Source organism: Bacillus sp. JH7 (assembly GCF_001563515.1).
Taxonomy (GTDB): domain Bacteria; phylum Bacillota; class Bacilli; order Bacillales; family Bacillaceae_G; genus Bacillus_A; species Bacillus_A cereus.
Genome location: NZ_LPUS01000001.1, coordinates 427002 through 453228 on the forward strand (window position 1 = coordinate 427002; position 26227 = coordinate 453228).

Consider the following 26227-nt stretch of genomic DNA (forward strand, 5'->3'; position numbering starts at 1 on the left):
GCATGAAATATGCAGGGCCTTTTTTAGTTACCTTGCTTTGACATATTTACACCGAAAATACCACCGAGTGTACTCGCCCCCATTAATGCTAATTGATAAAGTAATTGTGAGTTCGATAAAGTTTGAGAAAAGCCTAAATAGTTAACTAGAAAAACGAGTATAGTGAACGTGAGACCTGTTGTGAGACCTACTAGCCAACCTTTTCCTTGAGCCTTTTTGCCGGCAGTAAATCCAGACATAAGCATAGATAAAAGAGCGAGTATAAAAATAGTAACGGTTAATGTCCCTTCGTTTATATTCGTAAACTTTAATAAAAGAGCCATAATCATGCTAGTAATAGATGCGAGAATTAGTAGTGTAATAATACCGAAGCCAATTGCAGTTGATAATTTTTTCGTTCCATCCATTTATGCATTCCCCCTTTTTAATACAAGCATATTTTCCTTTTGTCTAAGTTAGACTAGTTTCTTTTTTATAGGGGAGTCTATACGTAAAAAAGGAGATGTAGAAATGGAATGGATATCAATAATTGGACGGACAATGCTTTTGTATATCATCATCTTAATTATTTTTCGTCTTATGGGTAAACGTGAGATAGGAGAGCTAAGTGTATTAGATTTAGTCGTATTTATTATGCTTGGAGAAATGGCTGTAGTGGCAATTGAAAATACCGATAAATCACTTTGGCATCAATTAGTTCCGATGACTTTTCTTATGTGCATCCAAATTATTTTGTCAGTCATTTCCCTAAAGTATCAACGCTTTCGGCATTTAATAGAAGGTGAGCCGGCTATTCTTGTAAACGCGGGAAAGATTGATGAAAAGAAGATGAGAAAGCAACGTTATAATATAGATGATTTAATGATGCAATTAAGGGAACAAGGAGTTGGAGATATTCGGGATGTAGAATATGCTATTTTGGAACCGTCTGGGAAGTTATCTGTCTTTCAAAAACAAAAAAATAAACAAGATACATTGCAGTTTACGCTTCCTCTTATTATTGATGGAGAAATTCAATCTAGTCATTTACAAATGATTGAACATACAGATGCATGGCTTATTGAGAAATTAAAAAACTTAGGTTATAACGATGTAACACAAATTTTATATTGTAGTTTTCAAAACGGAAAATTTTTTGTTGATTTAAAAGAAAATTAGAGACTTATTCTTTGAAAGAGTAAGAATGATTAGTGTAACTAATAATCAGTGGAGATTACCCCACTGATTAAAGTTTCACCTTATTTCAAAAATGAAAGTTTACGAATGATAGGGAGACGACTTAACTCTTCTTTTCGAATGAGTTTGAAAGTGAAGAGAAGTACGATATAAACAATTGTTGTTAAAGTGATTTCCCATAATGTTTGTATGCCAAGGGCATGAGAGAAAATAATATATTTATGAAGATAAAAACCGAAGGCGCCTGCGATACCGATGGCAAGTCCGCCGAAAATATAGTCTTTTGCGTAAATGGTAAATGTAATCTTTTTTAAAACAGTAGCGTAGTGAAGAAATGTTACTGTTACAATATTTGCAGCAATAGCGAGAGCAACCCCCATCATTTGAAATTCTGGCCTTGATGCTAGTACAAAAATAACGATTAATTTCACGATGGCACCAATAAATGTATTCATCATTGCAGCTCTTGCTAAGTTTAAAGCTTGCAAAACAGAGGTAAGTGGACTTTGGAAATAATGAAATAAAAAGCAAGGCGCAAGAAGTTGAATGAATGCTGTTGCACTGTCTGACCCATACATAAGAGTTAAAACAGGAGAAGCGAATACGTATAATATAACGACAGACCATCCGCCGGTAATTAATGAAATTCGAAGTGCTTGTTGTAAACGGTGCTCCACTAATTTATGTTGTCTTTTTGCCATTGCTTCACTAATAGAAGGGACGAGCGCTGTAGAGAGAGCGTATGTAATAAAGGCGGGTAGTGATAGAAGCGGGAATGCATAACCGTTTAATATACCGTATTGCTGAGTTGCAACAGAAGCAGCGACACCAGCAATTGCTAAGCTTTGCATAACGACAATAGGTTCAAAAAAATATGAAACGGAGCCGATTAAACGACTTCCTGTAGTTGGAAGGGCAATATCCATCAGAGAATAAAATGTCCCTTTGCTTTCCTTTACAGTAGTAAAAAATCCAGAGCGTATTGATAAATGTTTTTCTCGCTGAAATAACGTGAGTAAAAATAATAACGATGCAACTTCACCGAGAACAGCTGATAACATAGCGCCGGCTGCAGCGTATTCTATGCCGTAAGGTAAAAATAATTGAATGCATATAGCAATAATGGTAATGCGGACGACTTGTTCTAGAACTTGCGCATAAGCGCTAGGTTTCATGTTTTGTTTCCCTTGAAAATAACCACGCAAAACAGAAGAAACAGCAATAACAGGAACAACGGGCAAAATGGCCATTAATGGATAGTACGTTCTTTCGTCGGTTAATAATGTTTTTGCTAAAATAGGTGTGAGGAACATAATTCCGATTGTTAAAATGATACTAATAACGGATGTAACAGCTAGTGATACGGTTAATATTTTTTTAACTCTTTGTTTATCGTTCACAGCTTCCGCTTCTGCTACAAATTTTGCGATTGCGACAGGAAGACCAATTTGTGTCAATGTAATTGCTAAAATGAATGTAGGAACGGCCATCATATAAAGACCAACGCCTTCTTCTCCCAAAATACGTGCCATTACTATGCGGTTGATAAAGCCGAGTATTTTTGTAATAAAGCCGGCTATCATTAAAATAAATGCGCCTTTTAAAAAGCTTTGTCTCGTCATGTTCTTCTCCTACCTTCTCAAAATCAATGGAATGATTTACAATAATTTATATGCACGTACGAGACAAGAATGACAAGCATTTAAGAGAGTGAAATATGATAGTGCTCTTGAAAGTAGTTATTGCTGTCCATTAGAGCGGGAATAAAAGCGACTTTTCGTGCGAAATAAGAAGGAGATGTTATAGATGTTAGATAGAGAGGCTTTGGTAGAATCATACCGCGGACAGTTACAAGTCGTTTTAGAAAGTAAAGTAGAAGAGTTTCAAATGTTCGGCTACGACAGAGTGACAGATGATGACATTTGGAAGTTTCTTAAAGTGAAAAAGTGGAAGAAGATAGACAGCGATGTTAGATTGTATGAATTAGTTAATGACGTATTAACAGTAAGTGCTAATGAATATATGACATATTTAACTGTTGAAGCATATCAAGCGCCACTTTGGTCATTTGATGAATATGAAAATAAATAACCGACTGCAATTGGTTTGTTCTTCCTTTTGCAGTATAATGATAGGTATTGATAATCAGGAAATAATTATGTCTAAGATCATATATAAAGGAGGTAGTGAAGAGAGAAAACAAATAATGAAAGTGCAGGTATCGTGAAAACGTACCGGCACAGCTAGTGATGAGCTAGCAAAATTATAGAAAGGAAGTCTACTAACTAGACGTATGCACACGTGTAAAAGTGAATCGTAAGAGATTTATTTAAAGTGTTAGTAGCGGAAAGAGGGTACATATGGCAAAGCGTGGTACGAGAATTGCCGCCTTTTTCCTCATCGTTTTATTAATCGGTGGAGTAATTGGTGCGGCAGGAAAAGACATAGCAAAAGGAATTAGTCTAGGACTAGACCTTCGCGGTGGTTTTGAAATTCTGTATGAAGTAAAACCAGCCAAAAAAGGGGACAAAATCGATCGAGACGTACTTGTAAGTACAGTAGGTGCTCTTGAGAATCGTGTCAATGTTCTCGGTGTAAGTGAGCCGAACATTCAAATCGAAGGGCAAGATCGAATTCGTGTACAGCTTGCTGGTGTACAAGATCAGCAAAAAGCACGTGAAATGTTATCAACACAAGCGAAATTAACATTCCGTGATGTAGATGATAATCTTCTTATGGACGGAACGGATTTAAAAGGCGGCGGAGCGAAGCAAACATTTGATGAGCAAGGCCGTGCGAGCGTAGGTCTTACACTAAAGAGCGCTGAAAAATTCCGTGAAGTAACTGAAAAAATTTCAAAAATGCCACCACCAACGAATTTAATGGTAATTTGGCTTGATTTTGAAGAAGGAAAAGATTCGTACAAAGCAGAATCTGCAAAACCGAATCCGAAGTTCTTATCAGCAGCAACAGTAAACCAAGTATTTAACCAAGCTGAAGTATCTATCGTAGGTGGAAACTTCACAGTTGAAAGTGCGAAACAACTTTCATCTTTATTAAATGCAGGTGCACTTCCTGTTGATTTAAAAGAAATGTATTCAACATCTGTTGGAGCGAAGTTTGGTCAACAAGCGTTAGAGCAAACGATTTTCGCTAGTGCGATTGGTATCGCTCTTATTTTCTTATTTATGCTTGTATTCTACCGTTTACCAGGACTTGTAGCGGTTATTATGTTAGGTTTATACATTTTCGTTACATTACTTGTCTTTAACTGGATGCATGCAGTTCTTACGTTGCCAGGTATTGCGGCGTTAGTGCTCGGAGTAGGTATCGCAGTTGATGCGAATATTATTACGTACGAGAGACTGAAAGAAGAGTTGAAAATTGGTAAGTCCATGATGTCGGCATTCCGCGCTGGTAACCATCGTTCATTAGCAACAATTCTAGATGCAAACGTTACAACTCTTGCGGCAGCTGGTGTGTTATTCGTTTATGGTAATAGCTCTGTAAAAGGATTCGCAACAAGTTTAATCGTAAGTATTTTAGTTGGTTTTATTACGAACGTATTCGGTACTCGTTTCTTACTAGGTTTACTTGTAAAGAGCCGTTACTTTGATAAAAAACCAGGATATTTTGGTGTGAAACAAAAGGATATTATTCCATTAACAAAAGGTGTAGTACATCCGCCAACGAGATTTGATCGTATTAACTTCGTAAATATCGGTCATAAATTCCTTATCTTCTCGATTGTAGTTGTAATTGCGGGTGCAATTATCTTACCAATTTTCAAATTGAATCTTGGTATTGACTTTGCGAGTGGTACACGTATTGACTTGCAATCAAAACAAGCTGTTACGGTGTCTGATGTTCATAAAGATTTTAAAGAATTGAACATTGATGTGAAGGAAGAAAATATTGTACCGACTGGAGATGACAATAAAGGTTTCGCAGTTCGTACATTAGGTGTTTTATCAAAAGATGAAATTGCGAAAACAAAAACATTCTTCCACGATAAATATGGTACAGATCCAAACATCAGTACAGTTTCACCGACAATCGGTAAAGAAATTGCACGAAATGCATTTATCGCTGTACTGATTGCTTCTGCGGTTATCATTTTATACGTAAGTATTCGATTCCGATTTACGTATGCGTTATCTGCAGTGCTTGCATTATTACATGACGCTTTCGTTATGGTTGTTATGTTTAGTATTTTCCAATTAGAGGTAGACTTAACGTTTATCGCTGCAGTGTTAACAATCATCGGTTATTCTATTAATGACTCGATTGTTACATTTGATAGAAACCGTGAATTATACAAACAGAAAAAACGAGTGCGCGATATAAAAGATCTAGAAGAAATCGTAAATGCAAGTATTCGCCAAACGCTTGGTCGCTCGATTAACACCGTATTAACAGTGTTATTCCCAGTAATTGCACTGCTTATCTTCGGTAGTGAGTCACTACGTAACTTCTCGTTTGCGTTACTTGTTGGATTAATTGTAGGTACGTACTCTTCTGTTTTCGTTGCCTCTCAAATTTGGTTAATGCTTGAAAACCGTCGTTTGAAAAAGGGAAAAAACAAGAAGAAGGTTGAGAAAGTAGAATCTGAACCGCAAGTATAGAAAAGATGATGTCTCTTTATGAGGCATCTCTTTTTTCGTTTGTGGATACAATAAGATAGCAACTTTTTAACAGAAAGAAGATGGAAGAAAGTGGTGGTGTTATCGCTGTTTTTGTTAAAATAAAAAGATAGGTTAAGAAAAGAAGGGATTTTAATTATGGAAAAAGATGAACGTTTTAAACAGGCCGAGTTTGGTGCTATTGTCGGGATCGTTGGTAATATTATATTAGCGATTGTAAAGGCGGTAATTGGTTATATTGGGAACAGTAAAGCGTTATTAGCGGATGCCGTGCATTCTGCATCAGATGTAATAGGTTCGCTAGCTGTACTTTTTGGACTGCGAGCGGCAAAGCAGCCACCTGATGAGGATCATCCGTATGGTCATGGTAAAGCGGAATCGATTTCAGCGATTATTGTTGCGGTATTATTATTTATTGTGGGACTTGAAATCGCGATTTCGTCTATAAAAGCTTTTTCGCAAGAACTAGAACCGCCGAAAGGAATTACGATATTTGCTGTTGTTCTTTCAATCGTCGTGAAAGAAGGAATGTTTCAATATAAATTCCGATTAGGGAAAAGAGTAAACAGTGATGCAATTATTGCAAATGCATATGAGCACCGTTCGGATGTATTTTCTTCAATTGCAGCTTTAATCGGTATTTGTGCAGCTATAATCGGTGGTAAGTTTGGTATAGACTGGCTCGTATATGCTGATCCGATTGCAGGATTAGTTGTTTCACTTCTTGTTGTAAAAATGGCATGGAGCATTGGAGCGGAAGCAATTCATGCAACGCTTGACCATGTTCTTCATGAGGAGGATGTTATTCCGCTTAGAGAGGCCGTTCTTCAAGTAGATGGTGTGAAAAAAATTGGTTCTTTATATGCACGGGAGCATGGTCATTATGTTATTGTCGATATTAAAGTGTCTGTAGATCCATACATTACCGTAGAAGAAGGACACCGTATTGGAAAACATGTGAAAGAAATACTTATGAAACAAGATAATGTACAAAATGTATTCGTACATATAAATCCGTATTCTCCAAATTAAACATCATTAACATTTTAGTATATAGATATTGCATCGTAGTTTGCATTATATTGTCACCCCTTAATCTGTCTTGTATAATGAACAGGTTAAGGGGTGATTTCGTGTTACAACCGAAGACGCGTTGGAAAGAAAAAGAATATAATGACGAGCGAGTGAGTGAATTAGCAAGTAAATTACAGTTATCGCCACTTGTCGTTTCATTATTCCTCGGTAGAGGACTAGATACAGAAGATAAGATTTTAGATTTTTTAAATACAGAAAATCAAGAATTTCATGATCCATTTTTATTAGAAGGAATGGATAGAACGGTAGAACGTGTAAATAAGGCGATTCAAAATGGAGAGCAAATATTAATATTTGGTGATTACGATGCGGACGGAGTAAGTAGTACGACGGTTTTATATCTTGCTCTTCAAGAATTAGGTGCAGAAGTAGAATTTTACATTCCAAATCGTTTTACAGAAGGGTATGGACCGAACGAAGAAGCATTTCGTTGGGCGCATAGTGCAGGTTTCTCACTGATTATTACTGTCGACACTGGCATCGCAGCAGTACATGAAGCGAATGTAGCGAAAGAGCTTGGAATAGATCTAATTATTACAGATCACCATGAGCCACCGCCAGAATTGCCAGAAGCGCTTGCGATTATACATCCGAAATTAGAAGGTGGCGTATATCCGTTTCACTATTTAGCTGGTGTAGGTGTTGCGTTTAAAGTTGCGCATGCACTATTAGGCCGTGTACCAGAACATTTATTAGAGATTGCAGTAATCGGTACAGTAGCCGATTTAGTATCACTTCATGGTGAAAATAGGTTGCTAGTGAAACGCGGTTTAAAACATATGCGTATGACGAGAAATATTGGTTTGAAGGCATTGTTTAAAGTTGCTAACGTTTCGCAAAGTGAAATTACAGAAGAGAGTATTGGCTTCTCAATTGCACCTCGTATTAATGCGGTTGGGCGTTTAGAAGATGCTGCGCCGGCTGTACACCTTTTATTATCAGATGATCCAGAGGAAGCGAAAGAGTTGGCCGAAGAAATTGATGAGCTGAACAAACTGCGAAAAGATATTGTAAAGCAAATTACAGAAGAAGCTATCGCTGAAGTTGAAAATAAATTCCCGCCAGAAGAAAACAAAGTATTAGTACTTGCAAAAGAAGGCTGGAACCCAGGGGTAATTGGAATTGTTGCTTCTAAATTAGTTGAACGTTTTTATCGTCCGACGATTGTATTAAGCATCGATCCTATAAAAGAAACAGCAAAAGGCTCAGCACGTAGTATTGCAGGATTTGATTTGTTTGCAAACTTATCAGATTGTAGAGAGTTATTGCCACACTTCGGAGGGCATCCGATGGCAGCGGGAATGACGCTACATATGAATGATGTAGATGAATTACGTCGCCGATTAAATGAACAAGCAGATGCGATTTTAACAGAAGAAGATTTTATTCCAATTACAGCAGTTGATGTTTTTTGCAAAGTAGAGGATGTAACGCTAGCGGCAATTGAAGATATGCAAAAACTAGCCCCGTTTGGTATTGGAAATCCGAAACCACGTATTGCAGTAAAAGATGCAGAGTTAGAAAGCATTCGCGCAATCGGATCAGATGGTTCTCATTTAAAAATGGCTCTTCGTGATGGACAAGCAACACTGGATACAATTGGATTTGGTTTTGGTGCATATGCGAAAGAAATCTCTCCAGTTGCAAAAGTATCTGTAATAGGAGAAGCATCCATCAATGAATGGAATAATTTTAAGAAGCCACAACTAATGGTACAAGATATTGCTGTAGAGGCGTGGCAATTATTTGATTGGCGTAGTATGCGTAATGCAGAAGCAAATTTAGCAGAACTTCCGAAAGAAAAAATAACAATGGTGTATTTTTCTGAAGAGGTATTGAATAAATTTTCTTTAGAGAGCTATAAAGAAAAGCTCATGCATGCTTCAGAAGTAACGCATTTAGATGATCAATATATCGTGTTACTTGATTTACCAAAAGGAACCGATGAATTACGTGAGTTATTTAAGGCAGGATTCCCAGCGCGAATTTATACGCTATTTTATCAAGAGAATAACCACTTATTTAGTACAGTTCCGACGAGAGAACACTTTAAATGGTACTATTCTTTCTTAAGCCAAAAAACACCATTTTCTTTAAGACAATATGGAGAACAACTATGTCGTCATAAAGGTTGGTCAAAAGATACAGTAAATTTTATGACACAGGTGTTTTTTGAGTTAGAATTTGTTACAATAAAAGATGGCGTCATTTTTATGGCAGACAAAAAACAAAAGCGTGATTTAATTGAATCGAACACATATCGTGAGAAAATGAACCACTTACAATTAGAAAAAGAATTGGTTTATAGCACATATCAGCAACTATATACATGGTTTGAAACGATTCGTAATCATAAAGAAGTAGAACAGTTAGGGTAAAGGATTTGTATTTACAAACCTTTTAGATCTGAGGAGGATTCAGAAATATGGATTTCAAGCAACATATCGCAATTGTACCGGATTATCCGAAAGAAGGTATTGTGTTTAAAGACATTACACCTTTAATGAATGACGGTAAAGCATACAAAGCAGCAACAGATGCAATCGTTGAATACGCAAAAGAAAGAGATATCGATGTTGTAGTAGGACCAGAAGCTCGTGGTTTCATTATCGGTTGCCCAGTTTCTTATGCGTTAGAAGTAGGATTTGCGCCAGTTCGTAAATTAGGAAAATTACCACGTGAAGTAATTACAGTTGACTACGGTAAAGAATATGGTAAAGATGTTTTAACAATCCATAAAGATGCAATTAAGCCAGGTCAACGCGTATTAATTACAGATGACCTATTAGCTACAGGTGGAACTATTGAAGCGACAATTAAGCTAGTTGAAGAACTTGGCGGAGTTGTAGCAGGGATTGCATTCTTAGTAGAGCTTACTTACTTAGATGGTCGTAAAATGTTAGATGGTTACGATGTATTAGTATTAGAAAAATACTAATCACTATATAGGTAAAACTACGGTGATAAAAAGTACCCGTGAATCTCTTGGAGAGGAGCGGGTACTTTTGTATAATTGAACAAAAAATCATGGTGAAATGTTAGTAAAATCTTTTCCTTTTCACAATTCACAATCATTGGGTTATAATGATAGAATATAATTTATTCTATTAAATAAAGATAAAGTCAATTTTCAATAAAAGGTGATTCGATGGCAAATGAGCAGGTACTAACAGCTGAACAGGTACTCGAGAAAGCAAGTCAATATTTAGTGGATGAAGATATTGAGCTAGTAGCACGTGCCTATGAATATGCACGCGATGCGCATAGCGAACAATACAGAAAATCGGGTGAACCGTATATTATTCATCCAATTCAAGTTGCAGGTATTTTAGTTGATTTACACATGGATCCAGCTACGGTATCAGCAGGTTTCTTACATGATGTAGTGGAAGATACAGAGATTACGTTAGAAGATATTGAACGGGAATTTAACAAAGAAATTGCTATGCTTGTTGATGGTGTTACGAAGCTTGGGAAGATCAAATATAAATCTCACGAACAACAACAAGCAGAAAACCATCGCAAAATGTTTATTGCAATGGCTCAAGATATTCGAGTTATTTTAATTAAACTAGCTGATCGTCTTCATAACATGCGTACATTGAAACATTTGCCTCAAGAGAAGCAGCGTCGCATAGCGAATGAAACGCTAGAAATCTTTGCACCTTTAGCACATAGACTCGGAATTAGTACTATTAAATGGGAGCTAGAGGATACGTCACTTCGCTATTTAAATCCACAACAATATTATCGTATTGTAAATTTAATGAAGCGTAAACGTGCAGAACGTGAAGAATACTTAGACGAAGTAATGACTGGTATTCGTGAGAAATTAAAAGAAGTTGCAATTCAACCTGAGATCTCTGGAAGACCGAAACATATTTACAGTATTTATCGTAAAATGGCACTGCAAAATAAACAGTTCAATGAAATTTACGATTTATTAGCTGTACGTGTTGTTGTAAATAGTATCAAAGATTGTTATGCAGTGCTTGGAATTATTCATACGTGCTGGAAGCCGATGCCAGGTCGTTTTAAAGATTATATTGCAATGCCAAAAGCAAATCTATATCAATCTCTTCATACGACTGTAATTGGACCGAAAGGTGATCCACTTGAAGTGCAAATTCGTACGAAAGAAATGCACGAAATTGCAGAATTCGGGATCGCGGCACACTGGGCATACAAAGAAGGAAAAACAGCAGAAACAACAGGTACATTAGAGAAGAAACTCACGTGGTTCCGTCAAATATTAGAATGGCAAAATGAAGCTTCTAATGCAGAAGAATTTATGGAGTCATTAAAAATTGATTTATTCTCTGACATGGTATTCGTCTTTACACCGAAAGGCGATGTAATGGAATTACCACTTGGATCGGTTCCAATTGATTTCGCGTATCGTGTCCATTCGGAAATTGGGAATAAAACAATTGGTGCAAAAGTAAACGGGAAAATGGTAACGCTGGATTATAAATTAAAAACCGGTGATATCATTGAAATTTTAACGTCGAAACATTCATATGGCCCAAGTCAAGATTGGGTAAAACTTGCTCAAACATCTCATGCGAAAAATAAAATTCGTCAATTCTTTAAGAAACAACGTAGAGACGAAAATATTGAAAAAGGCCGTGAACTTGTTGAAAAGGAAGTACGTGGTCTAGAGTATGAGATGAAAGAAGTATTAGCGCCTGATAACTTAAAACGCGTCGCTGAGAAATTTAACTTTGCAAATGAAGAAGATATGTTTGCAGCAGTTGGATATAGCGGAATTACAGCTTCGCAAATTGTTACGCGACTAATGGACAAGTTCCGCAAGCAACGCGAAGAAGAAGAAATTGTTGAAGTTAAAGAAGTTCGTAAACCGATGAAAATTCGAAAATGGGATTCTGGTGTAAAGGTAAGCGGTGCTGATAATTTATTAATCCGTTTATCGAAATGCTGTAACCCAGTTCCGGGTGATGATATCGTTGGGTATATTACGAAAGGCCGAGGTGTATCGATTCACCGCCGTGATTGTGTAAATGTTCATACAGAAGAAGCGATAGAACGTTTATTAGAAGTTGAGTGGGAAGGTAGCCCTGAAAAAGAAATAGAGTATAACGTTGATATTGAAATTTCAGGTTACGATCGCCGCGGTTTATTAAATGAAGTACTGCAAGCTGTTACAGAGACGAAAACATACATTTCAGCTGTTTCTGGTAGAAGTGACCGTAATAAGATGGCAACAATTAATATGTCAATCTCGATTCGTAACTTACAACACTTGAAAAAAGTAGTAGAACGCATTAAACGCGTTCCAGAAATTTATGCAGTACGACGCATGATGCATTAATAGGGAGTGTAGAAAGATGAGAGTTGTTTTGCAACGATCAAAGAAAGCGTCTGTCACAGTAGACGGTGAGATCGTAGGACAAATTCCGTTCGGTTTAACATTACTAGTTGGCATTACGCACGAAGATACAGAAAAAGATGCAACTTACATTGCGGAAAAAATTGCAAACTTACGTATTTTTGAAGATGAGAGCGGAAAGATGAATCATTCTGTACTTGATGTAGAAGGACAAGTTCTATCTATTTCGCAATTCACATTATACGGAGATTGCCGCAAGGGAAGACGTCCAAACTTTATGGATGCTGCGAAACCTGATTATGCAGAGCGTTTATACGATTTCTTTAATGAAGAAGTTCGTAAACAAGGATTACATGTGGAAACAGGGAAGTTCGGAGCAATGATGGATGTTTCTTTAATCAATGATGGTCCGGTGACCTTAATTGTAGAAAGTAAATAGTGTTGATAAAAAAGAGAGGGTTATATAATCCTCTCTTTTTTATACATTGTTGTATGTTTTGTTCATTTATTTGGAATTAATAGCAGTTTTGGTTATGTATAACTCTTTCATCAATATGGAACAATAAAAAGTAAAACATCCATATTGAATGTGAGGGATATACGTATGCGTATGAATGAAAAAGGGCATTCTGTTACAAATGGTGCAAATCAACTATTTAACGTGAATTTTCATGATTTTATTTCAAAAGAGCAAAACAATACTTCAATGGAGCTTGCTTCCGAGTTTGGGATTTCTCTTCAAGATGTAAAGCGTTTAAAGAAGCAGATTGAACGTTCTTAGAGCACTTGACAATCCTACTTAACAAACGTATAGTAATTTTATATTTACATATGAATATAACCGTTGATAGAGAAGAGTAAATGAGACACACATGGAAAGAGAAGGAATGTCTTAGGCTGAAAACATTTCTACATGATGACTGATTGAATGACACTCTAGAGGTTTCAACTTGAACGGCATATACGCTTAGTAGGGATGAACGCATATTTAAGCGTTATTAAAAAAGTGGAAGCATAAGTGCTTCAATTAGGGTGGCACCACGGGTATAATACTCTCGTCCCTACTGTTCAAACAGTAGAGGCGGGAGTTTTTTTATTTTTATTAAGATTAAAACAATTTGAGGAGGAACTGAATATGTCTATTCAAATCCCACGCGGAACGCAAGATATTCTTCCAGGCACTGTTGAGTTATGGCAGTATATCGAAGGGCAAGCACGCGAAATTTGCCGTCGTTACAATTATAAAGAAATTCGTACACCAATTTTTGAGCACACTGAGCTATTTTTACGCGGTGTTGGTGATACGACAGATATCGTACAAAAAGAAATGTACTCATTCCAAGATCGTGGAGAGCGTAGCTTAACATTACGTCCAGAAGGTACTGCACCTGTTGTACGTTCTTACGTTGAAAATAAAATGTTTGGTGATGCAACACAACCAACGAAATTATACTATATCGGTCAAATGTTCCGTTATGAAAGACCACAAGCAGGTCGCTATCGTCAATTCGTACAATTCGGTATCGAAGCAATCGGCAGTAATGACCCTGCAATTGATGCAGAAGTAATTGCACTTGCTGTTGAATTTTACCGCGGCATGGGCTTAAAAAATATTAAAGTTGTATTAAACAGTTTAGGTGACGCAGCGAGCCGTCAAGCACACCGTGATGCATTAATCGCACACTTTGAGCCACGTATCGGCGAATTCTGTTCTGACTGTCAATCTCGCTTAGAAAAGAATCCACTTCGAATTTTAGACTGTAAGAAGGACCGTAACCATGAATTAATGGGAACAGCACCATCTATTACAGAATACTTAAACGAAGATTCAGCAATATACTACGACAAAGTTCAAGAACTATTAACGATGATGGATGTTCCGTTTGAAAAAGATCCGAACTTAGTGCGTGGTTTAGACTACTACCAACACACTGTTTTTGAAATTATGAGTGAGGCAGAAGGTTTCGGTGCGATCACTACATTAAGCGGTGGTGGCCGTTATAACGGACTTGTACAAGAAATCGGTGGACCAGAAATGCCAGGTATCGGTTTTGCAATGAGTATTGAACGTTTAATTATGGCGCTAAAAGCTGAAAACATTGAATTACCACTTGAACATAGCATTGATTGTTACGTTGTGGCGCTTGGCGAAAAAGCGAAAGACCATGCTGCAAAAGTTGCGTTCGATCTTCGTAAAGCTGGATTGTCAGTTGAAAAAGATTATTTAGATCGCAAAATGAAAGCACAATTTAAATCAGCAGATCGTCTAAAGGCGAAATTTGTAGCTGTATTAGGAGAAGATGAGCTAGATAAAGGCATCATTAACTTAAAAGATATGGCAACAGGTGAACAAGAAGAAGTAGCGTTAGATGTATTTGCTTCATACGTAGCAGAGAAATTAATATAGGGGGAACTTACAGTGGCTGAAAGAACACATGCATGTGGAAAAGTAACAGTAGAAGCTGTTGGACAAACAGTTCAATTAAAAGGTTGGGTACAAAAACGCCGTGACTTAGGTGGATTAATCTTTATCGACTTACGTGACCGTACAGGTATCGTGCAAGTTGTATTTAACCCAGAAACATCAAAAGAAGCGTTAGAAGTAGCAGAAACAATTCGTAGCGAATACGTATTACACGTAGAAGGTACAGTTGTTGAACGTGGTGAAGGCGCAATTAATGACAATATGGCAACTGGTCGTATTGAAGTACAAGCAACAAAAGTAAATGTACTAAATGCAGCGAAAACAACGCCAATCATCATTGCTGATGATACAGATGCATCAGAAGATGTGCGTTTAAAATATCGTTATTTAGACTTACGTCGTCCAGTAATGTTTAACACATTCAAAATGCGTCATGACGTAACGAAAACAATTCGTAACTTCTTAGACACAGAAGAGTTCTTAGAAGTAGAAACACCAATTTTAACGAAAAGCACGCCAGAAGGAGCTCGTGACTATTTAGTGCCAAGTCGTGTGCATGATGGTGAATTCTATGCACTACCGCAGTCACCACAGTTATTTAAACAGCTTCTTATGGTCGGCGGATTTGAGCGTTACTATCAAGTAGCACGTTGTTTCCGTGATGAAGATTTACGTGCGGATCGTCAACCGGAATTCACGCAAATCGATATCGAAGCTTCATTCTTAACACAAGATGAAATTTTAGATATGATGGAGCGTATGATGACGAAAGTTATGAAGGATGCAAAAGGTGTAGAAGTTAGTGCACCATTCCCTCGTATGAAATATGCTGATGCAATGGCTCGCTACGGTTCTGATAAGCCAGATACACGCTTTGAAATGGAACTAACAGACTTATCTGAGTTTGCAGCAGGTTGTGGCTTTAAAGTGTTTACAAGTGCTGTAGAAAGCGGCGGACAAGTAAAAGCAATTAATGCAAAAGGTGCTGCAAGTAAATATTCTCGTAAAGACATCGATGCATTAACTGAATTCGTGAAAGTATACGGTGCAAAAGGTCTAGCTTGGCTTAAAGTTGAAGAAGATGGCTTAAAAGGACCGATTGCGAAATTCTTCAGTGAAGAAGATGCAAATGTGTTAATGAGCACATTAGAGGCTACTGCTGGCGACTTATTACTATTCGTAGCAGATAAGAAGAGCGTTGTTGCAGATAGCTTAGGTGCACTTCGCTTACGTCTAGGTAAAGAGCTTGAGTTAATTGACGAAAGTAAATATAATTTCCTATGGGTAACGGATTGGCCACTTCTTGAGTACGATGAAGATGCAGATCGTTACTTCGCAGCTCACCACCCATTCACAATGCCATTCCGTGAAGACGTTGAGTTACTAGAAACAGCACCAGAAAAAGCACGTGCACAAGCATATGACCTTGTATTAAACGGTTATGAGCTTGGTGGTGGATCACTTCGTATTTACGAGCGTGACGTACAAGAAAAAATGTTCAAAGCACTTGGATTCTCACAAGAAGAAGCGCAAGAGCAATTCGGGTTCTTATTAGAAGCATTCGAATACGGTACACCACCACACGGCGGAATCGCATTAGGTTTAGATCGTCTTGTTATGTTACTTGCAGGCCGTACGAACCTTCGTGATACAATTGCATTCCCAAAAACAGCAAGCGCAAGCTGCTTATTAACAGAAGCTCCAAGCCCAGTTGCAGAAGCACAGCTTGAAGAGTTAAACTTAAAATTAAGCTTAAAAGAAGAGAAGTAAGAATAGGGTCTAGATGGTTATACTATAACCGTCTAGACTTTTTTTGAGAGGTTGTTTAAAAAGTCCGGTTTAGATAACTGTCGCATCTCATCGTTGCTTCGCCAGTCCGGTGCTCGAGTAGTATTTTTCTACACTGCGCTCCTCCTGGCTTCAGCGCCTCGATCTGCTCGGTTCTCTAAATCCTCCTTTTTAAACGTGTATTTAGGAAGAAATGAAATTCTGGTCTATGTTTTCATTTTCGAAATATGTATTTTTAGGAATTCTATAACTTTTTCTATACAAATAGTCGGAAAAACGCTAGAATACATGGTAGACCATTTTTGTAATAGGAGTGTAGAGCTGAATGTTACATCAATTTTCACGTAATGAATTAGCCTTCGGTAAAGAAGGACTTGAAATATTAAAAAATAGTACAGTCGGTATTTTAGGAATTGGCGGCGTAGGCTCTTTTGCAGCTGAAGCGTTAGCACGTTCTGGCGTTGGACGTCTTGTATTAGTTGATAAAGACGTTGTAGATATTACAAACGTAAACCGTCAAATTCACGCTTTAGTATCTACTGTAGGACGTTCAAAAGTAGAATTAATGAAAGAGCGTATCGCAGACATTAACCCAGAGTGTGAAGTAATTGGACTTGAAATGTTTTATACAGATGAAACATATGAAGAGTTCTTTAAGCACGGTTTGGATTTCGTAGTGGATGCATCTGATACGATTACGTTCAAAATTCATTTAATTAAACAATGTTTACGTCGTAAAATTAAAATTATCTCCAGTATGGGTGCAGCAAATAAAATGGACCCAACTCGTTTCCGTATTGCGGACATTTCTAAAACACACACAGATCCGATTGCGAAAGTAATTCGTACGAAGCTTCGTAAAGAGGGTATTAAAAAAGGTGTAAAAGTTGTCTTCTCTGACGAAAACCCAATCGTAATTCGTGAAGAAGTACGTAAAGAAATCGTACCAGACGAAAATGCAAAAATTCGTAAAGCGAAATTACCGCCTTCATCAAATGCATTCGTACCATCTGTGGCAGGCTTAATTATGGCAAGTCACGTTGTACGTGAACGTATTAAAAATGTAGAAGTGAAACGTGTAGGGCAAGAATAAAAGAAAAGCATATATCCATTTTGGATATATGCTTTTTTTTTATGTATTAAAGAAATATGGATATTTGCATTACTACTAGTTCAAATGTAAGGAACGCTAGTAAGTAATGATCATATTTATCTGATGTATAGGCGGACGTCTTTTTTAAACTGTTAATGGTGAAAAGAGCCAAAGTTAGGATGAGAACACCGAGTGTTATTTTGAAGACTATTAAAGAAATAGTAACCAGCTCCCTTTAAAATTATATGTTTATAATAACATTTTAGTAAAAAATATCTAATCCGTTTTAGGAGTTTCCTTGTATGAAAAGGAGGAATGTTATTGTCAATCTTTGTCGTTAAATCGATATCCTTTATTAAATCGTTGATATAATTTCATTTACCGACATGTATATATATGATTTACCGAAAACAAACAGGGATGTCACTCAGTCAAAAAAGTGACATCCCTGTTTTTAATTCTCAGCAGAATAAATAATATCTAAATTCCCGTTTTGATCGGTTTTGAAAATCGGGGCAATTTGCTCTTCTTGCTCTTCGACCGAAACAAGTTTTCGAGCACGATCCATAATTCGAACAAGCATCGCGTAATCTTCTTCGATTGCTTGTTGTTTTTTTGTGAGTACCGCTAATTTCGTTTCAAGTTCATGATTCGTTTTTTGCAGAGAAGTGAGCTGAGCTTGTAATACATCATTTTCAGTTTGCAACTTTGCGAGTGAAGGGTTATTATGCTCCAAGTTTTGCAAAAATGAGATGACATTTTGCATCGTAAGTTCTTGTTTACTTGGCGTAATATCTTCAGAAAACTCAGCATCGATTACGAGTTGTTTCGTTTTCGTGAACTGATTTTTTTCTATTTTAGCTTCAGAGCGCTTTAATTCTTTACGTTGTTTCTTCGCAAGCTGCACAGCATCTTCGTAATTCGGCCTTACTTCAGCATTCCATCTAAAGCCGCAAGCTGCTGAAGTCCGGTTCAACGTATCGCCGACTTCATCAAATGCTTTTATTTGTGTACTTCCGCTGCGAATATGTCGTAAAACAGTTTCTGCTAAAAGGAGATCATCTTCTTTTGTCCATGCATCTTGACGTGTTTTCATAAGCGAAGCCTCCATAATGGTGACGTTTTCGTTTATGTTACCCTTTATTTTTCGTTTTATTCGAAGTTTGTAATCTTTCATAAACAGTAGAAAGTGCTTGCTCAAATTTCCCTGTCGTTTTCGGTTTATAATATTGCTTGTTTTTTATTTTATCAGGTAAGTATTGTTGCCTTACCCAGCCGTTTGGATGGTCGTGTGGATATAAATATCCAATGCCTCTTCCAAGTGATTCTGCGCCTTTGTAATGACTATCTTTTAAATGGCTTGGAATGTCACCTGTTTGACCGTTGCGTAAATCGTGTAATGCAGCATCAAGTGCTTTATAAGCTGAATTTGATTTTGGTGATAAGCATAGCTCGATAACGGCATTTGCAAGTGGGATGCGTGCTTCTGGGAATCCAACTCGTTCAGCTGATTCAATTGCAGCTAGTGTACGTGGTCCAGCTTGTGGGCTAGCAAGTCCAATATCTTCATAAGCCATAATAAGAAGGCGTCTGCCAATACTTTGTAAATCACCTGCTTCAATAAGGCGTGCTAAATAATGGAGCGCTGCATTTACATCACTTCCGCGCACTGATTTTTGAAATGCTGATAATACGTCATAATGAGCATCGCCGCCTTTGTCGTGAACGAAGCTCTTTTTTTGTAAGCATTCTTCTGCAATCTCGAGTGTGATTTCAGCCGCTTGATCGTCTGTAGTAAAGCTAGATAATACAGCAAGCTCAAGTGCGTTATAAGCAGAACGCATATCACCACCAGAGGCGTTTGCAAAGTGATGTAGTGCTTCATCTGTTACCGTTACAGCATATTCTCCAAGGCCTTTTTCTTTATCTTCTAAAGCTCTTTTTAACCCAATTAAAATATCATCTTCTGTTAGTGCGTGTAATTCGAAAATTTGACACCTGCTTCGAATAGCGGAGTTTATTGCATGGAATGGATTACTTGTCGTTGCGCCAATTAAAGTAAGAAGTCCGCTTTCTAAGTGAGGTAATAGAAAGTCTTGCTTTGCTTTATCTAGACGGTGAACTTCATCTAAAATTAAAACGAGGTGTCGATGCATCTTCGCTTCTTGTACGACAACTTCCATATCTTTTTTATTGTGAGTAACAGCATTCAATAGACGAAACGGGGTACCGGTACTTCCAGCAATTGCACTGGCAATGGATGTTTTTCCTGTACCTGGAGGACCGTATAAAATCATAGATTGAAAATGATTGGCTTGGACCATTCGCCATAAAATCTTTCCTTCACCAACTAAATGTTGTTGCCCAATAATTTCTTGAATATTTATAGGGCGCATTCGATGTGCGAGTGGTTGTTTCATTTGGACCGTCTCCCTTAATATATAATCTCGTTCTATCGTATCATTTTTTTCTACGAAATTTGAAATAGGATGCTGTTTTATGGGAAAAATAAAGGATAATATTTTCATTTTTCTTTCAATTGTAATAATTCCCGAGTTTTTCAATGTGATTTTATGTTATCATTTTGATACACAAGTTGAAATTTCTTATAATACTATATTATGCTATAATTTCATAGGATTTTAAATTGTGTTCTTTTTATAAATAAGATATAACCAATAGAAGTGAAAATTTGAAAAGAGGTGCAAAATAGATGAAAATTTCAACGAAAGGCCGCTATGGCTTAACAATTATGATTGATCTTGCAAAAAAGTTTGGTGAAGGTCCGATTTCATTAAAATCAATTGCGCAGGCGCATGACTTATCCGAGCATTACTTAGAGCAATTAATTTCACCACTTCGTAACGCTCGTCTTGTAAAGAGTACGCGCGGGGCATATGGCGGATATGTATTATCTGATCAACCGGCTAACATTACAGCTGGGGATGTAATCCGTGTATTAGAGGGACCGATTAGTGTTGTAGAAATGATAGAAGAAGAAGAGCCAGCGCAGCGCCAGTTATGGATGCGTGTTCGTGATGCGGTGCAAGAAGTGTTAGATAGTACAACGTTAGAAGATTTAGTACGTTATGAGGAAGAAAATCACGGGGGCTATATGTTTTACATTTAATTCCTTGTGAAACGATTTGGAAAGAAGGAGATTTAATGGAACGCATTTACTTAGATCATGCTGCGACATCTCCGACTCACCCAGAAGTGGTCGAAAAGATGATTCCATATATGACAGAAATATTCGGGAACCCGTCTAGTATTCACTTTTATGGACGTCAAACTCGTCACACAGTAGATGAGGCGAGAAGAGTGTGTGCACGCAGCATTCATGCGAATCCGAATGAAATTATATTTACGAGCGGTGGTACAGAAGCTGATAATTTAGCGCTTATCGGTGTAGCACGTGCGAACCGTCATAAAGGTAACCACATTATAACGACGCAAATTGAACATCATGCGATTTTGCATACGTGCGAATTGTTAGAGCGTGAAGGGTTTGAAGTGACATATTTACCTGTCGATGAAACAGGGCGCATTCAAGTTTCTGACATACAAAAGGCATTAACAGAAGAGACGATTCTTGTATCTGTTATGTTTGGGAATAATGAAGTAGGGACGATGCAACCGATTGTGGAAATAGGAAAGCTGTTAAAAGAGCATCAAGCGTATTTCCATACAGATGCGGTACAAGCTTACGGTTTAGTAGAAATTAATGTGAAAGAGTTTGGTATTGATTTATTATCAATTTCAGCTCATAAAATTAACGGGCCAAAAGGTGTAGGTTTCTTATACGCTGGTGCAAATGTGAAATTTGAACCGTTATTAATAGGCGGAGAGCAAGAAAGAAAACGCCGTGCTGGTACGGAAAATGTGCCTAGTATTGCTGGGCTTCAGTATGCAATTCTTATAGCTGAAAAAACTCGTGAGCAAAAAAATGCCCAATATGAAGAGTTTAAAGATATAATGGTATCTGTCTTCAAAAATGAAGGCATTACTTTCGAGGTAAACGGAAACTTAGAACATCGCTTACCGCATGTACTTAATGTAAGTTTTACAGGAATGAACATTGAACCTTTCCTTGTGAACTTAGACTTAGCTGGCATTGCAGTATCAAGTGGTTCTGCTTGTACAGCTGGTTCGATTGATCCATCACATGTATTAGTAGCGATGTTTGGAAAAGACTCCGATCAAATACGTTCATCCGTACGCTTTAGTTTTGGACTTGGAAATACGAAAGAGCAAATTGAAAAAGCGGCGTACGAAACAGTGAAAATCGTGAAGCGATTAACACAAAATTAGCATGGGAGGTGACATGATGAACAAACTACCTCACGAAACACGCGTTGTCATCGGAATGTCCGGTGGCGTCGATTCATCTGTAGCAGCACTTTTATTAAAAGAGCAAGGTTATGATGTAATCGGAATTTTTATGAAAAACTGGGATGATACAGATGAGAATGGTGTCTGCACAGCAACAGAAGATTACAATGATGTAATTGAAGTGTGTAACCAAATTGGTATTCCGTATTATGCAGTAAACTTTGAAAAACAATACTGGGATAAAGTATTTACGTACTTCTTAGATGAGTACCGAGCTGGTCGTACACCAAACCCAGATGTAATGTGTAATAAAGAAATTAAATTTAAAGCATTTTTAGAGCATGCAATTGCGCTTGGTGCGGATTATGTGGCAACAGGCCATTATGCACGCGTTGCTTATATGGACGGCGAATATAAAATGCTTCGCGGTGTTGATGACAATAAAGATCAAACATATTTCTTAAATCAATTAAGCCAAGAGCAATTATCAAAAACAATGTTCCCATTAGGTGAATTAAAGAAACCGCAAATTCGTGAAATGGCGAAAGAAGCTGGCTTAGCGACAGCGGCGAAAAAAGATAGTACAGGTATTTGCTTCATTGGTGAGCGTAACTTTAAAGATTTCTTAAGTAACTACTTACCGGCACAACCAGGTGTAATGCAAACATTATCTGGTGAAGTGAAAGGGAAGCATGACGGTTTAATGTATTATACAATTGGACAACGTCATGGCCTTGGAATTGGTGGTAATGGTGATCCATGGTTTGCTGTTGGGAAAAATCTAAAAGAAAACATTTTATATGTTGATCAAGGATTCCATAACGAACTTCTATATGGTGATGAAGTTATTGCTACGAATGTAGGATGGGTAAGTAACAAAGAAAAAGAAACAGAATTTAAGTGCACGGCGAAATTCCGTTATCGTCAAGAAGACAATAAAGTAACGGTTCAAATCGTTGATGAAAATACAGTTCGTATTCTTTGTGATGAGCCAATTCGTGCAATTACACCAGGACAAGCAGTCGTTTTCTATGATGGAGATGAGTGCTTAGGCGGTGCTACAATTGATGAAGTGTACCGTAGTGGTAAGAAATTGGATTATTTAGGATAAATGAGAAGCCTCTGCCGATTAGCGGTTAGAGGTTTCTTTTACATAAAGCGAATTTTCGTTCGCTTGGAAAATACATTCTTTGTTATAATTTGTTGTAGAGGTGAAGGACATGTCAAACAAACTTGAAACAGGTATTCAATATATGCAAGAAGGAAACTGGGAAGAAGCAGCTAAAAATTTTACAGAAGCAATCGAAGAAAATCCGAAAGATGCGCTTGGGTACATTAATTTTGCAAATTTATTAGACGTATTAGGTGATAGCGAGCGAGCGATTTTATTTTATAAACGTGCACTAGAGTTAGATGATAAATCTGCAGCAGCCTATTATGGTTTAGGAAATGTATATTATGGCCAAGAGCAATTTACTGAAGCGAAAGCTGTATTTGAACAAGCAATGCAAGCTGGATTACAATCAGCTGATGTAACATTTATGTTAGGTATCACACATGTACAGCTTGGAAATGATCGTCTTGCACTACCATTCTTACAAAGAGCAACAGAATTAGATGAAAACGATGTAGAAGCTGTATTCCAGTGCGGACTTTGCTTCGCGCGATTAGAACACGTTCAAGAGGCGAAACCTTATTTTGAAAAGGTATTAGAAATGGATGAGGAGCATGCAGATGCGTATTACAATTTAGGTGTTGCGTACGTATTTGAGGAAAATAATGAGAAGGCTCTCGCTTTATTTAAGAAAGCAATTGAAATTCAGCCAGATCACTTTTTAGCGGGTAATGGCGTTCGTTTATTAGAGCAAGAAGCTGAATAAGATAAAAATATAGTTTAATGGGTAGTTATCCCTCATCTAAAAAGGTGGGGGATGTACTGCTCATTAAAGTGAAAATACCGGAAAGGAGAGGAAAAATGGGAAATCAACATGCAATGGATTTGTTTGAGGAAGAGAAAAAGTTTATAAAAGCGCAAGTTCTTCATACCATTTTCCACAACGAAGAAAACCTCTATTCCGTTGTCAGTATGAAAGTCATTGAAACGAATGAAACGTATGACGAAAAGAAAGTAATGATAAACGGTCATTTTCCCCGCATGCATGAAGATGAAGTGTTTACATTGACAGGTCATTTTAAGGACCATCCAAAGTATGGAAAACAATATATGGTTGAAACATTTAAAAAAGAATTGCCGCAAACAAAAGCAGGTATGGTGCAATATTTAGCGAGTGATTTATTTAAAGGGATAGGAAAGCGTACAGCTGAAAAAATTGTGGACCATCTCGGAGAACATGCTATTTCTAAAATTATGGATGACCCTGAGGCATTAAATGGTGTTGTTAATAAACAAAAGGCTCAGGAAATATATGAGACAATTGTTGAACATCAAGGGCTAGAGAAAGTAATGAGCTTTTTAAATGGCTACGGTTTTGGAACGAAACTTTCTATTAAGATTTACCAGCAATATAAAGAGATGACATTAGAAGTGATTCGTAATAATCCGTATCAACTTATCGAAGAAGTGGACGGGATTGGTTTTGGAAGAGCGGATGATATAGGGCGTGCGTTAGGGATATCGGGTAATCATGACGACCGTGTACGCGCAGGATGTTTTTACACATTAGAGAATGTCTCATTACAACTTGGTCACGTTTATATGAGGAAAGATCAACTTGTAAGAGAAACGATGTCACTTTTAAACAATCAAGAAGGAAGAGTGACTGAGGAAGATATTATAGGTTGTATTGAAACGATGCAAAGTGAAGGGAAAGTCATCATAGAAGAAGAACGAGTGTATTTAGCAACGTTATTCTACTCTGAGAAAGGTGTTGTAAAGTCTATTCGCAGGCTTATGAATCAAGAAGAAACACCTTCATTTCCAGAAGCAGAAGTGTTAAAAACGTTAGGTGAAATTGAAGAACAACTGAACGTACAATATGCACCGTTTCAGCAAGAAGCAATTCAAACGGCACTTCATAAACCGATGATGTTATTGACAGGTGGACCAGGAACAGGGAAAACAACAGTTATTAAAGGGATTGTTGAAATGTATGCATCACTACACGGGTTATCGTTAAATCCGAATGAATACAGTGATGATAATCCATTTCCAATACTATTAACAGCTCCAACAGGAAGAGCAGCGAAGCGGATGAGTGAATCGACAGGACTTCCAGCTTGCACAATTCACCGTTTACTTGGTTGGACGCCAGAAGGATCTTTCCAGCGTAATGAAACGGATCCTGTCCAAGGTAAGCTCCTTATTATCGATGAATTTTCAATGGTTGATATTTGGCTTGCAAATCAGCTATTTAAGTCGTTGCCGACGAACATTCAAGTTATCGTTGTAGGTGATGAAGATCAGTTGCCATCTGTAGGACCTGGACAAGTATTAAAAGATTTATTAAATGCAGGCGCAGTTCCGACAGTGAAGCTTACTGAAATTTATCGTCAAGCGGAAGGCTCATCAGTGATTCAACTTGCCCATGCGATAAAAAATGGAACTCTACCACCAGATTTAGCACAAAATCAAAAAGATCGTTCATTTATCGGCTGTACAGGAGCTCAAATTGTTGAGGTTGTGAAAAAAGTTTGTGAAAATGCTAAAACAAAAGGCTTTAGCGCAAGAGATGTACAAGTATTAGCACCGATGTACCGCGGGCCTGCTGGTATTAATGTATTAAACGAAGCGCTGCAACAAGTATTTAATCCGAAGAGGGAAAAGAGTAAAGAAATTGCTTACGGTGATGTTGTGTACCGAAGAGGCGATAAAGTACTGCAACTCGTGAATCAGCCGGAGAGCCAAGTGTTTAATGGTGATATTGGGGAAATTGTTTCGGTGTTTTATGCGAAAGAAAACGTTGAGCAACAAGATATGATTATCGTTTCATTTGATGGAATTGAGGTAACGTATACGAAGCCCGATTTAAATCAAATTACGCATGCATATTGTTGTTCCATTCATAAATCACAAGGTAGTGAATTTCCGATTGTTATTATGCCAATCGTGAAAAGTTACAACCGTATGTTACGTCGTAATTTAATTTACACGGGCATTACAAGAAGTAAGAAGTTCCTTATTATTTGCGGAGAGGAAGCAGCTTTCCAATCTGGTGTAAATCGCCTTGATGATGCAATGCGTCAAACAACCTTAGCTAGTCGCTTGCAAGAATCACAAGGAGAAGTACAGATGGTCACAGTTAATGGCGAGGAAATGGACGTGGAAAACATTTCACCGTATGATTTCATGTAACAAGGTGAAATTA

21 protein-coding genes and 1 other annotated feature are annotated in these 26227 nt (G+C 37.5%); of the genes, 17 read left to right on the top strand and 4 right to left on the bottom strand.

What is annotated here, in order from left to right; translation table 11 throughout:
- Positions 1-23: 23 nt before the first annotated feature.
- Positions 24-407 carry a TIGR04086 family membrane protein gene (locus AU379_RS02315; RefSeq protein WP_061138938.1) on the bottom strand — a complete coding sequence of 128 codons (384 nt, stop codon included), beginning with the start codon at positions 405-407 and terminating at the stop codon, positions 24-26.
- A gap of 103 nt (positions 408-510) precedes the next feature.
- Between AU379_RS02315 and AU379_RS02320 the strand changes: the two genes are divergently transcribed.
- Positions 511-1158: a DUF421 domain-containing protein gene (locus AU379_RS02320; protein ID WP_000454816.1), complete on the top strand. Its 648-nt coding sequence runs from the start codon at positions 511-513 to the stop codon at positions 1156-1158.
- Positions 1159-1238: 80 nt separating this feature from the next.
- Here AU379_RS02320 and spoVB read toward each other — a convergent pair whose 3' ends face one another.
- Positions 1239-2798: a stage V sporulation protein B gene (gene spoVB / locus AU379_RS02325; protein ID WP_000198300.1), complete on the bottom strand. Its 1560-nt coding sequence runs from the start codon at positions 2796-2798 to the stop codon at positions 1239-1241.
- Positions 2799-2982: 184 nt separating this feature from the next.
- Here spoVB and AU379_RS02330 point away from each other — a divergent pair, with 184 nt between their 5' ends.
- The 11 genes from AU379_RS02330 to AU379_RS02380 all read left to right on the top strand — a co-directional run bounded on the left by AU379_RS02330 (position 2983) and on the right by AU379_RS02380 (position 17570).
- Positions 2983-3267, top strand: a complete 285-nt coding sequence (locus AU379_RS02330) for a post-transcriptional regulator (RefSeq protein WP_000886978.1) — start codon at positions 2983-2985, stop codon at positions 3265-3267.
- A 269-nt stretch (positions 3268-3536) separates the two neighbouring features.
- On the top strand, positions 3537-5801 hold the full coding sequence (secDF, locus tag AU379_RS02335) for a protein translocase subunit SecDF (RefSeq protein ID WP_001119065.1): 2265 nt from the start codon (positions 3537-3539) through the stop codon (positions 5799-5801).
- Positions 5802-5957: 156 nt separating this feature from the next.
- The gene (locus tag AU379_RS02340; RefSeq protein WP_000409741.1) at positions 5958-6851 is read left to right on the top strand and encodes a cation diffusion facilitator family transporter; all 894 of its coding nucleotides are present in this window, start codon (positions 5958-5960) and stop codon (positions 6849-6851) included.
- Between the two features lie 101 nt (positions 6852-6952).
- Positions 6953-9292, top strand: coding sequence for a single-stranded-DNA-specific exonuclease RecJ (recJ, locus tag AU379_RS02345; RefSeq protein ID WP_000941237.1), 2340 nt, complete (start codon positions 6953-6955; stop codon positions 9290-9292).
- 47 nt (positions 9293-9339) lie between these two features.
- Positions 9340-9852: an adenine phosphoribosyltransferase gene (locus AU379_RS02350; RefSeq protein ID WP_000346215.1), complete on the top strand. Its 513-nt coding sequence runs from the start codon at positions 9340-9342 to the stop codon at positions 9850-9852.
- Between the two features lie 210 nt (positions 9853-10062).
- Positions 10063-12246 (top strand): GTP diphosphokinase, encoded by a 2184-nt coding sequence (gene relA, locus AU379_RS02355; RefSeq protein ID WP_061138939.1) that lies wholly within the window; start codon positions 10063-10065, stop codon positions 12244-12246.
- 16 nt (positions 12247-12262) lie between these two features.
- Positions 12263-12703, top strand: a complete 441-nt coding sequence (locus AU379_RS02360; RefSeq protein ID WP_001266965.1) for a D-tyrosyl-tRNA(Tyr) deacylase — start codon at positions 12263-12265, stop codon at positions 12701-12703.
- A gap of 165 nt (positions 12704-12868) precedes the next feature.
- Complete coding sequence (locus AU379_RS30460) at positions 12869-13045, top strand: hypothetical protein (protein ID WP_001242605.1); 177 nt, start codon at positions 12869-12871, stop codon at positions 13043-13045.
- Positions 13046-13099: 54 nt separating this feature from the next.
- Positions 13100-13330, top strand: a binding site (T-box leader).
- 69 nt (positions 13331-13399) lie between these two features.
- Positions 13400-14671 (top strand): histidine--tRNA ligase, encoded by a 1272-nt coding sequence (gene hisS / locus AU379_RS02370; protein WP_000027081.1) that lies wholly within the window; start codon positions 13400-13402, stop codon positions 14669-14671.
- A 12-nt stretch (positions 14672-14683) separates the two neighbouring features.
- Entirely contained in the window at positions 14684-16459 is a 1776-nt protein-coding gene (gene aspS / locus AU379_RS02375; RefSeq protein ID WP_000840905.1) for an aspartate--tRNA ligase, read from the top strand.
- A gap of 343 nt (positions 16460-16802) precedes the next feature.
- A complete protein-coding gene (locus AU379_RS02380) occupies positions 16803-17570 on the top strand; it encodes a tRNA threonylcarbamoyladenosine dehydratase (RefSeq protein ID WP_000903177.1) in 768 nt (255 codons plus the stop codon).
- A gap of 454 nt (positions 17571-18024) precedes the next feature.
- Here AU379_RS02380 and AU379_RS02385 read toward each other — a convergent pair whose 3' ends face one another.
- Positions 18025-18666, bottom strand: a complete 642-nt coding sequence (locus AU379_RS02385) for an RsfA family transcriptional regulator (RefSeq protein ID WP_000857722.1) — start codon at positions 18664-18666, stop codon at positions 18025-18027.
- Positions 18667-18703: 37 nt separating this feature from the next.
- Positions 18704-19990: a replication-associated recombination protein A gene (locus tag AU379_RS02390; protein WP_000812902.1), complete on the bottom strand. Its 1287-nt coding sequence runs from the start codon at positions 19988-19990 to the stop codon at positions 18704-18706.
- 293 nt (positions 19991-20283) lie between these two features.
- Between AU379_RS02390 and AU379_RS02395 the strand changes: the two genes are divergently transcribed.
- The 5 genes from AU379_RS02395 (at position 20284) to AU379_RS02415 (ending at position 26214) form a co-directional block, all read left to right on the top strand.
- Positions 20284-20700 carry an Rrf2 family transcriptional regulator gene (locus AU379_RS02395; protein WP_000704116.1) on the top strand — a complete coding sequence of 139 codons (417 nt, stop codon included), beginning with the start codon at positions 20284-20286 and terminating at the stop codon, positions 20698-20700.
- Positions 20701-20735: 35 nt separating this feature from the next.
- On the top strand, positions 20736-21881 hold the full coding sequence (locus tag AU379_RS02400) for a cysteine desulfurase family protein (protein WP_000439893.1): 1146 nt from the start codon (positions 20736-20738) through the stop codon (positions 21879-21881).
- Between the two features lie 16 nt (positions 21882-21897).
- The gene (mnmA, locus tag AU379_RS02405; protein ID WP_001038010.1) at positions 21898-23013 is read left to right on the top strand and encodes a tRNA 2-thiouridine(34) synthase MnmA; all 1116 of its coding nucleotides are present in this window, start codon (positions 21898-21900) and stop codon (positions 23011-23013) included.
- Positions 23014-23122: 109 nt separating this feature from the next.
- Positions 23123-23782, top strand: coding sequence for a tetratricopeptide repeat protein (locus tag AU379_RS02410; protein WP_000066407.1), 660 nt, complete (start codon positions 23123-23125; stop codon positions 23780-23782).
- A 95-nt stretch (positions 23783-23877) separates the two neighbouring features.
- Entirely contained in the window at positions 23878-26214 is a 2337-nt protein-coding gene (locus AU379_RS02415; protein ID WP_000528086.1) for an ATP-dependent RecD-like DNA helicase, read from the top strand.
- Positions 26215-26227: the final 13 nt, after the last annotated feature.

What these genes read in the sequence shown, in the direction of transcription:
- AU379_RS02315 (WP_061138938.1), bottom strand. Translation starts at nt 407, where the DNA reads ATGGATGGAACGAAAAAATTATCAACTGCAATTGGCTTCGGTATTATT.
- AU379_RS02320 (WP_000454816.1), top strand. Translation starts at nt 511, where the DNA reads ATGGAATGGATATCAATAATTGGACGGACAATGCTTTTGTATATCATC.
- spoVB (WP_000198300.1), bottom strand. Translation starts at nt 2,798, where the DNA reads ATGACGAGACAAAGCTTTTTAAAAGGCGCATTTATTTTAATGATAGCC.
- AU379_RS02330 (WP_000886978.1), top strand. Translation starts at nt 2,983, where the DNA reads ATGTTAGATAGAGAGGCTTTGGTAGAATCATACCGCGGACAGTTACAA.
- secDF (WP_001119065.1), top strand. Translation starts at nt 3,537, where the DNA reads ATGGCAAAGCGTGGTACGAGAATTGCCGCCTTTTTCCTCATCGTTTTA.
- AU379_RS02340 (WP_000409741.1), top strand. Translation starts at nt 5,958, where the DNA reads ATGGAAAAAGATGAACGTTTTAAACAGGCCGAGTTTGGTGCTATTGTC.
- AU379_RS02350 (WP_000346215.1), top strand. Translation starts at nt 9,340, where the DNA reads ATGGATTTCAAGCAACATATCGCAATTGTACCGGATTATCCGAAAGAA.
- relA (WP_061138939.1), top strand. Translation starts at nt 10,063, where the DNA reads ATGGCAAATGAGCAGGTACTAACAGCTGAACAGGTACTCGAGAAAGCA.
- AU379_RS02360 (WP_001266965.1), top strand. Translation starts at nt 12,263, where the DNA reads ATGAGAGTTGTTTTGCAACGATCAAAGAAAGCGTCTGTCACAGTAGAC.
- AU379_RS30460 (WP_001242605.1), top strand. Translation starts at nt 12,869, where the DNA reads ATGCGTATGAATGAAAAAGGGCATTCTGTTACAAATGGTGCAAATCAA.
- hisS (WP_000027081.1), top strand. Translation starts at nt 13,400, where the DNA reads ATGTCTATTCAAATCCCACGCGGAACGCAAGATATTCTTCCAGGCACT.
- AU379_RS02380 (WP_000903177.1), top strand. Translation starts at nt 16,803, where the DNA reads ATGTTACATCAATTTTCACGTAATGAATTAGCCTTCGGTAAAGAAGGA.
- AU379_RS02385 (WP_000857722.1), bottom strand. Translation starts at nt 18,666, where the DNA reads ATGAAAACACGTCAAGATGCATGGACAAAAGAAGATGATCTCCTTTTA.
- AU379_RS02390 (WP_000812902.1), bottom strand. Translation starts at nt 19,990, where the DNA reads ATGAAACAACCACTCGCACATCGAATGCGCCCTATAAATATTCAAGAA.
- AU379_RS02395 (WP_000704116.1), top strand. Translation starts at nt 20,284, where the DNA reads ATGAAAATTTCAACGAAAGGCCGCTATGGCTTAACAATTATGATTGAT.
- AU379_RS02400 (WP_000439893.1), top strand. Translation starts at nt 20,736, where the DNA reads ATGGAACGCATTTACTTAGATCATGCTGCGACATCTCCGACTCACCCA.
- mnmA (WP_001038010.1), top strand. Translation starts at nt 21,898, where the DNA reads ATGAACAAACTACCTCACGAAACACGCGTTGTCATCGGAATGTCCGGT.
- AU379_RS02410 (WP_000066407.1), top strand. Translation starts at nt 23,123, where the DNA reads ATGTCAAACAAACTTGAAACAGGTATTCAATATATGCAAGAAGGAAAC.
- AU379_RS02415 (WP_000528086.1), top strand. Translation starts at nt 23,878, where the DNA reads ATGGGAAATCAACATGCAATGGATTTGTTTGAGGAAGAGAAAAAGTTT.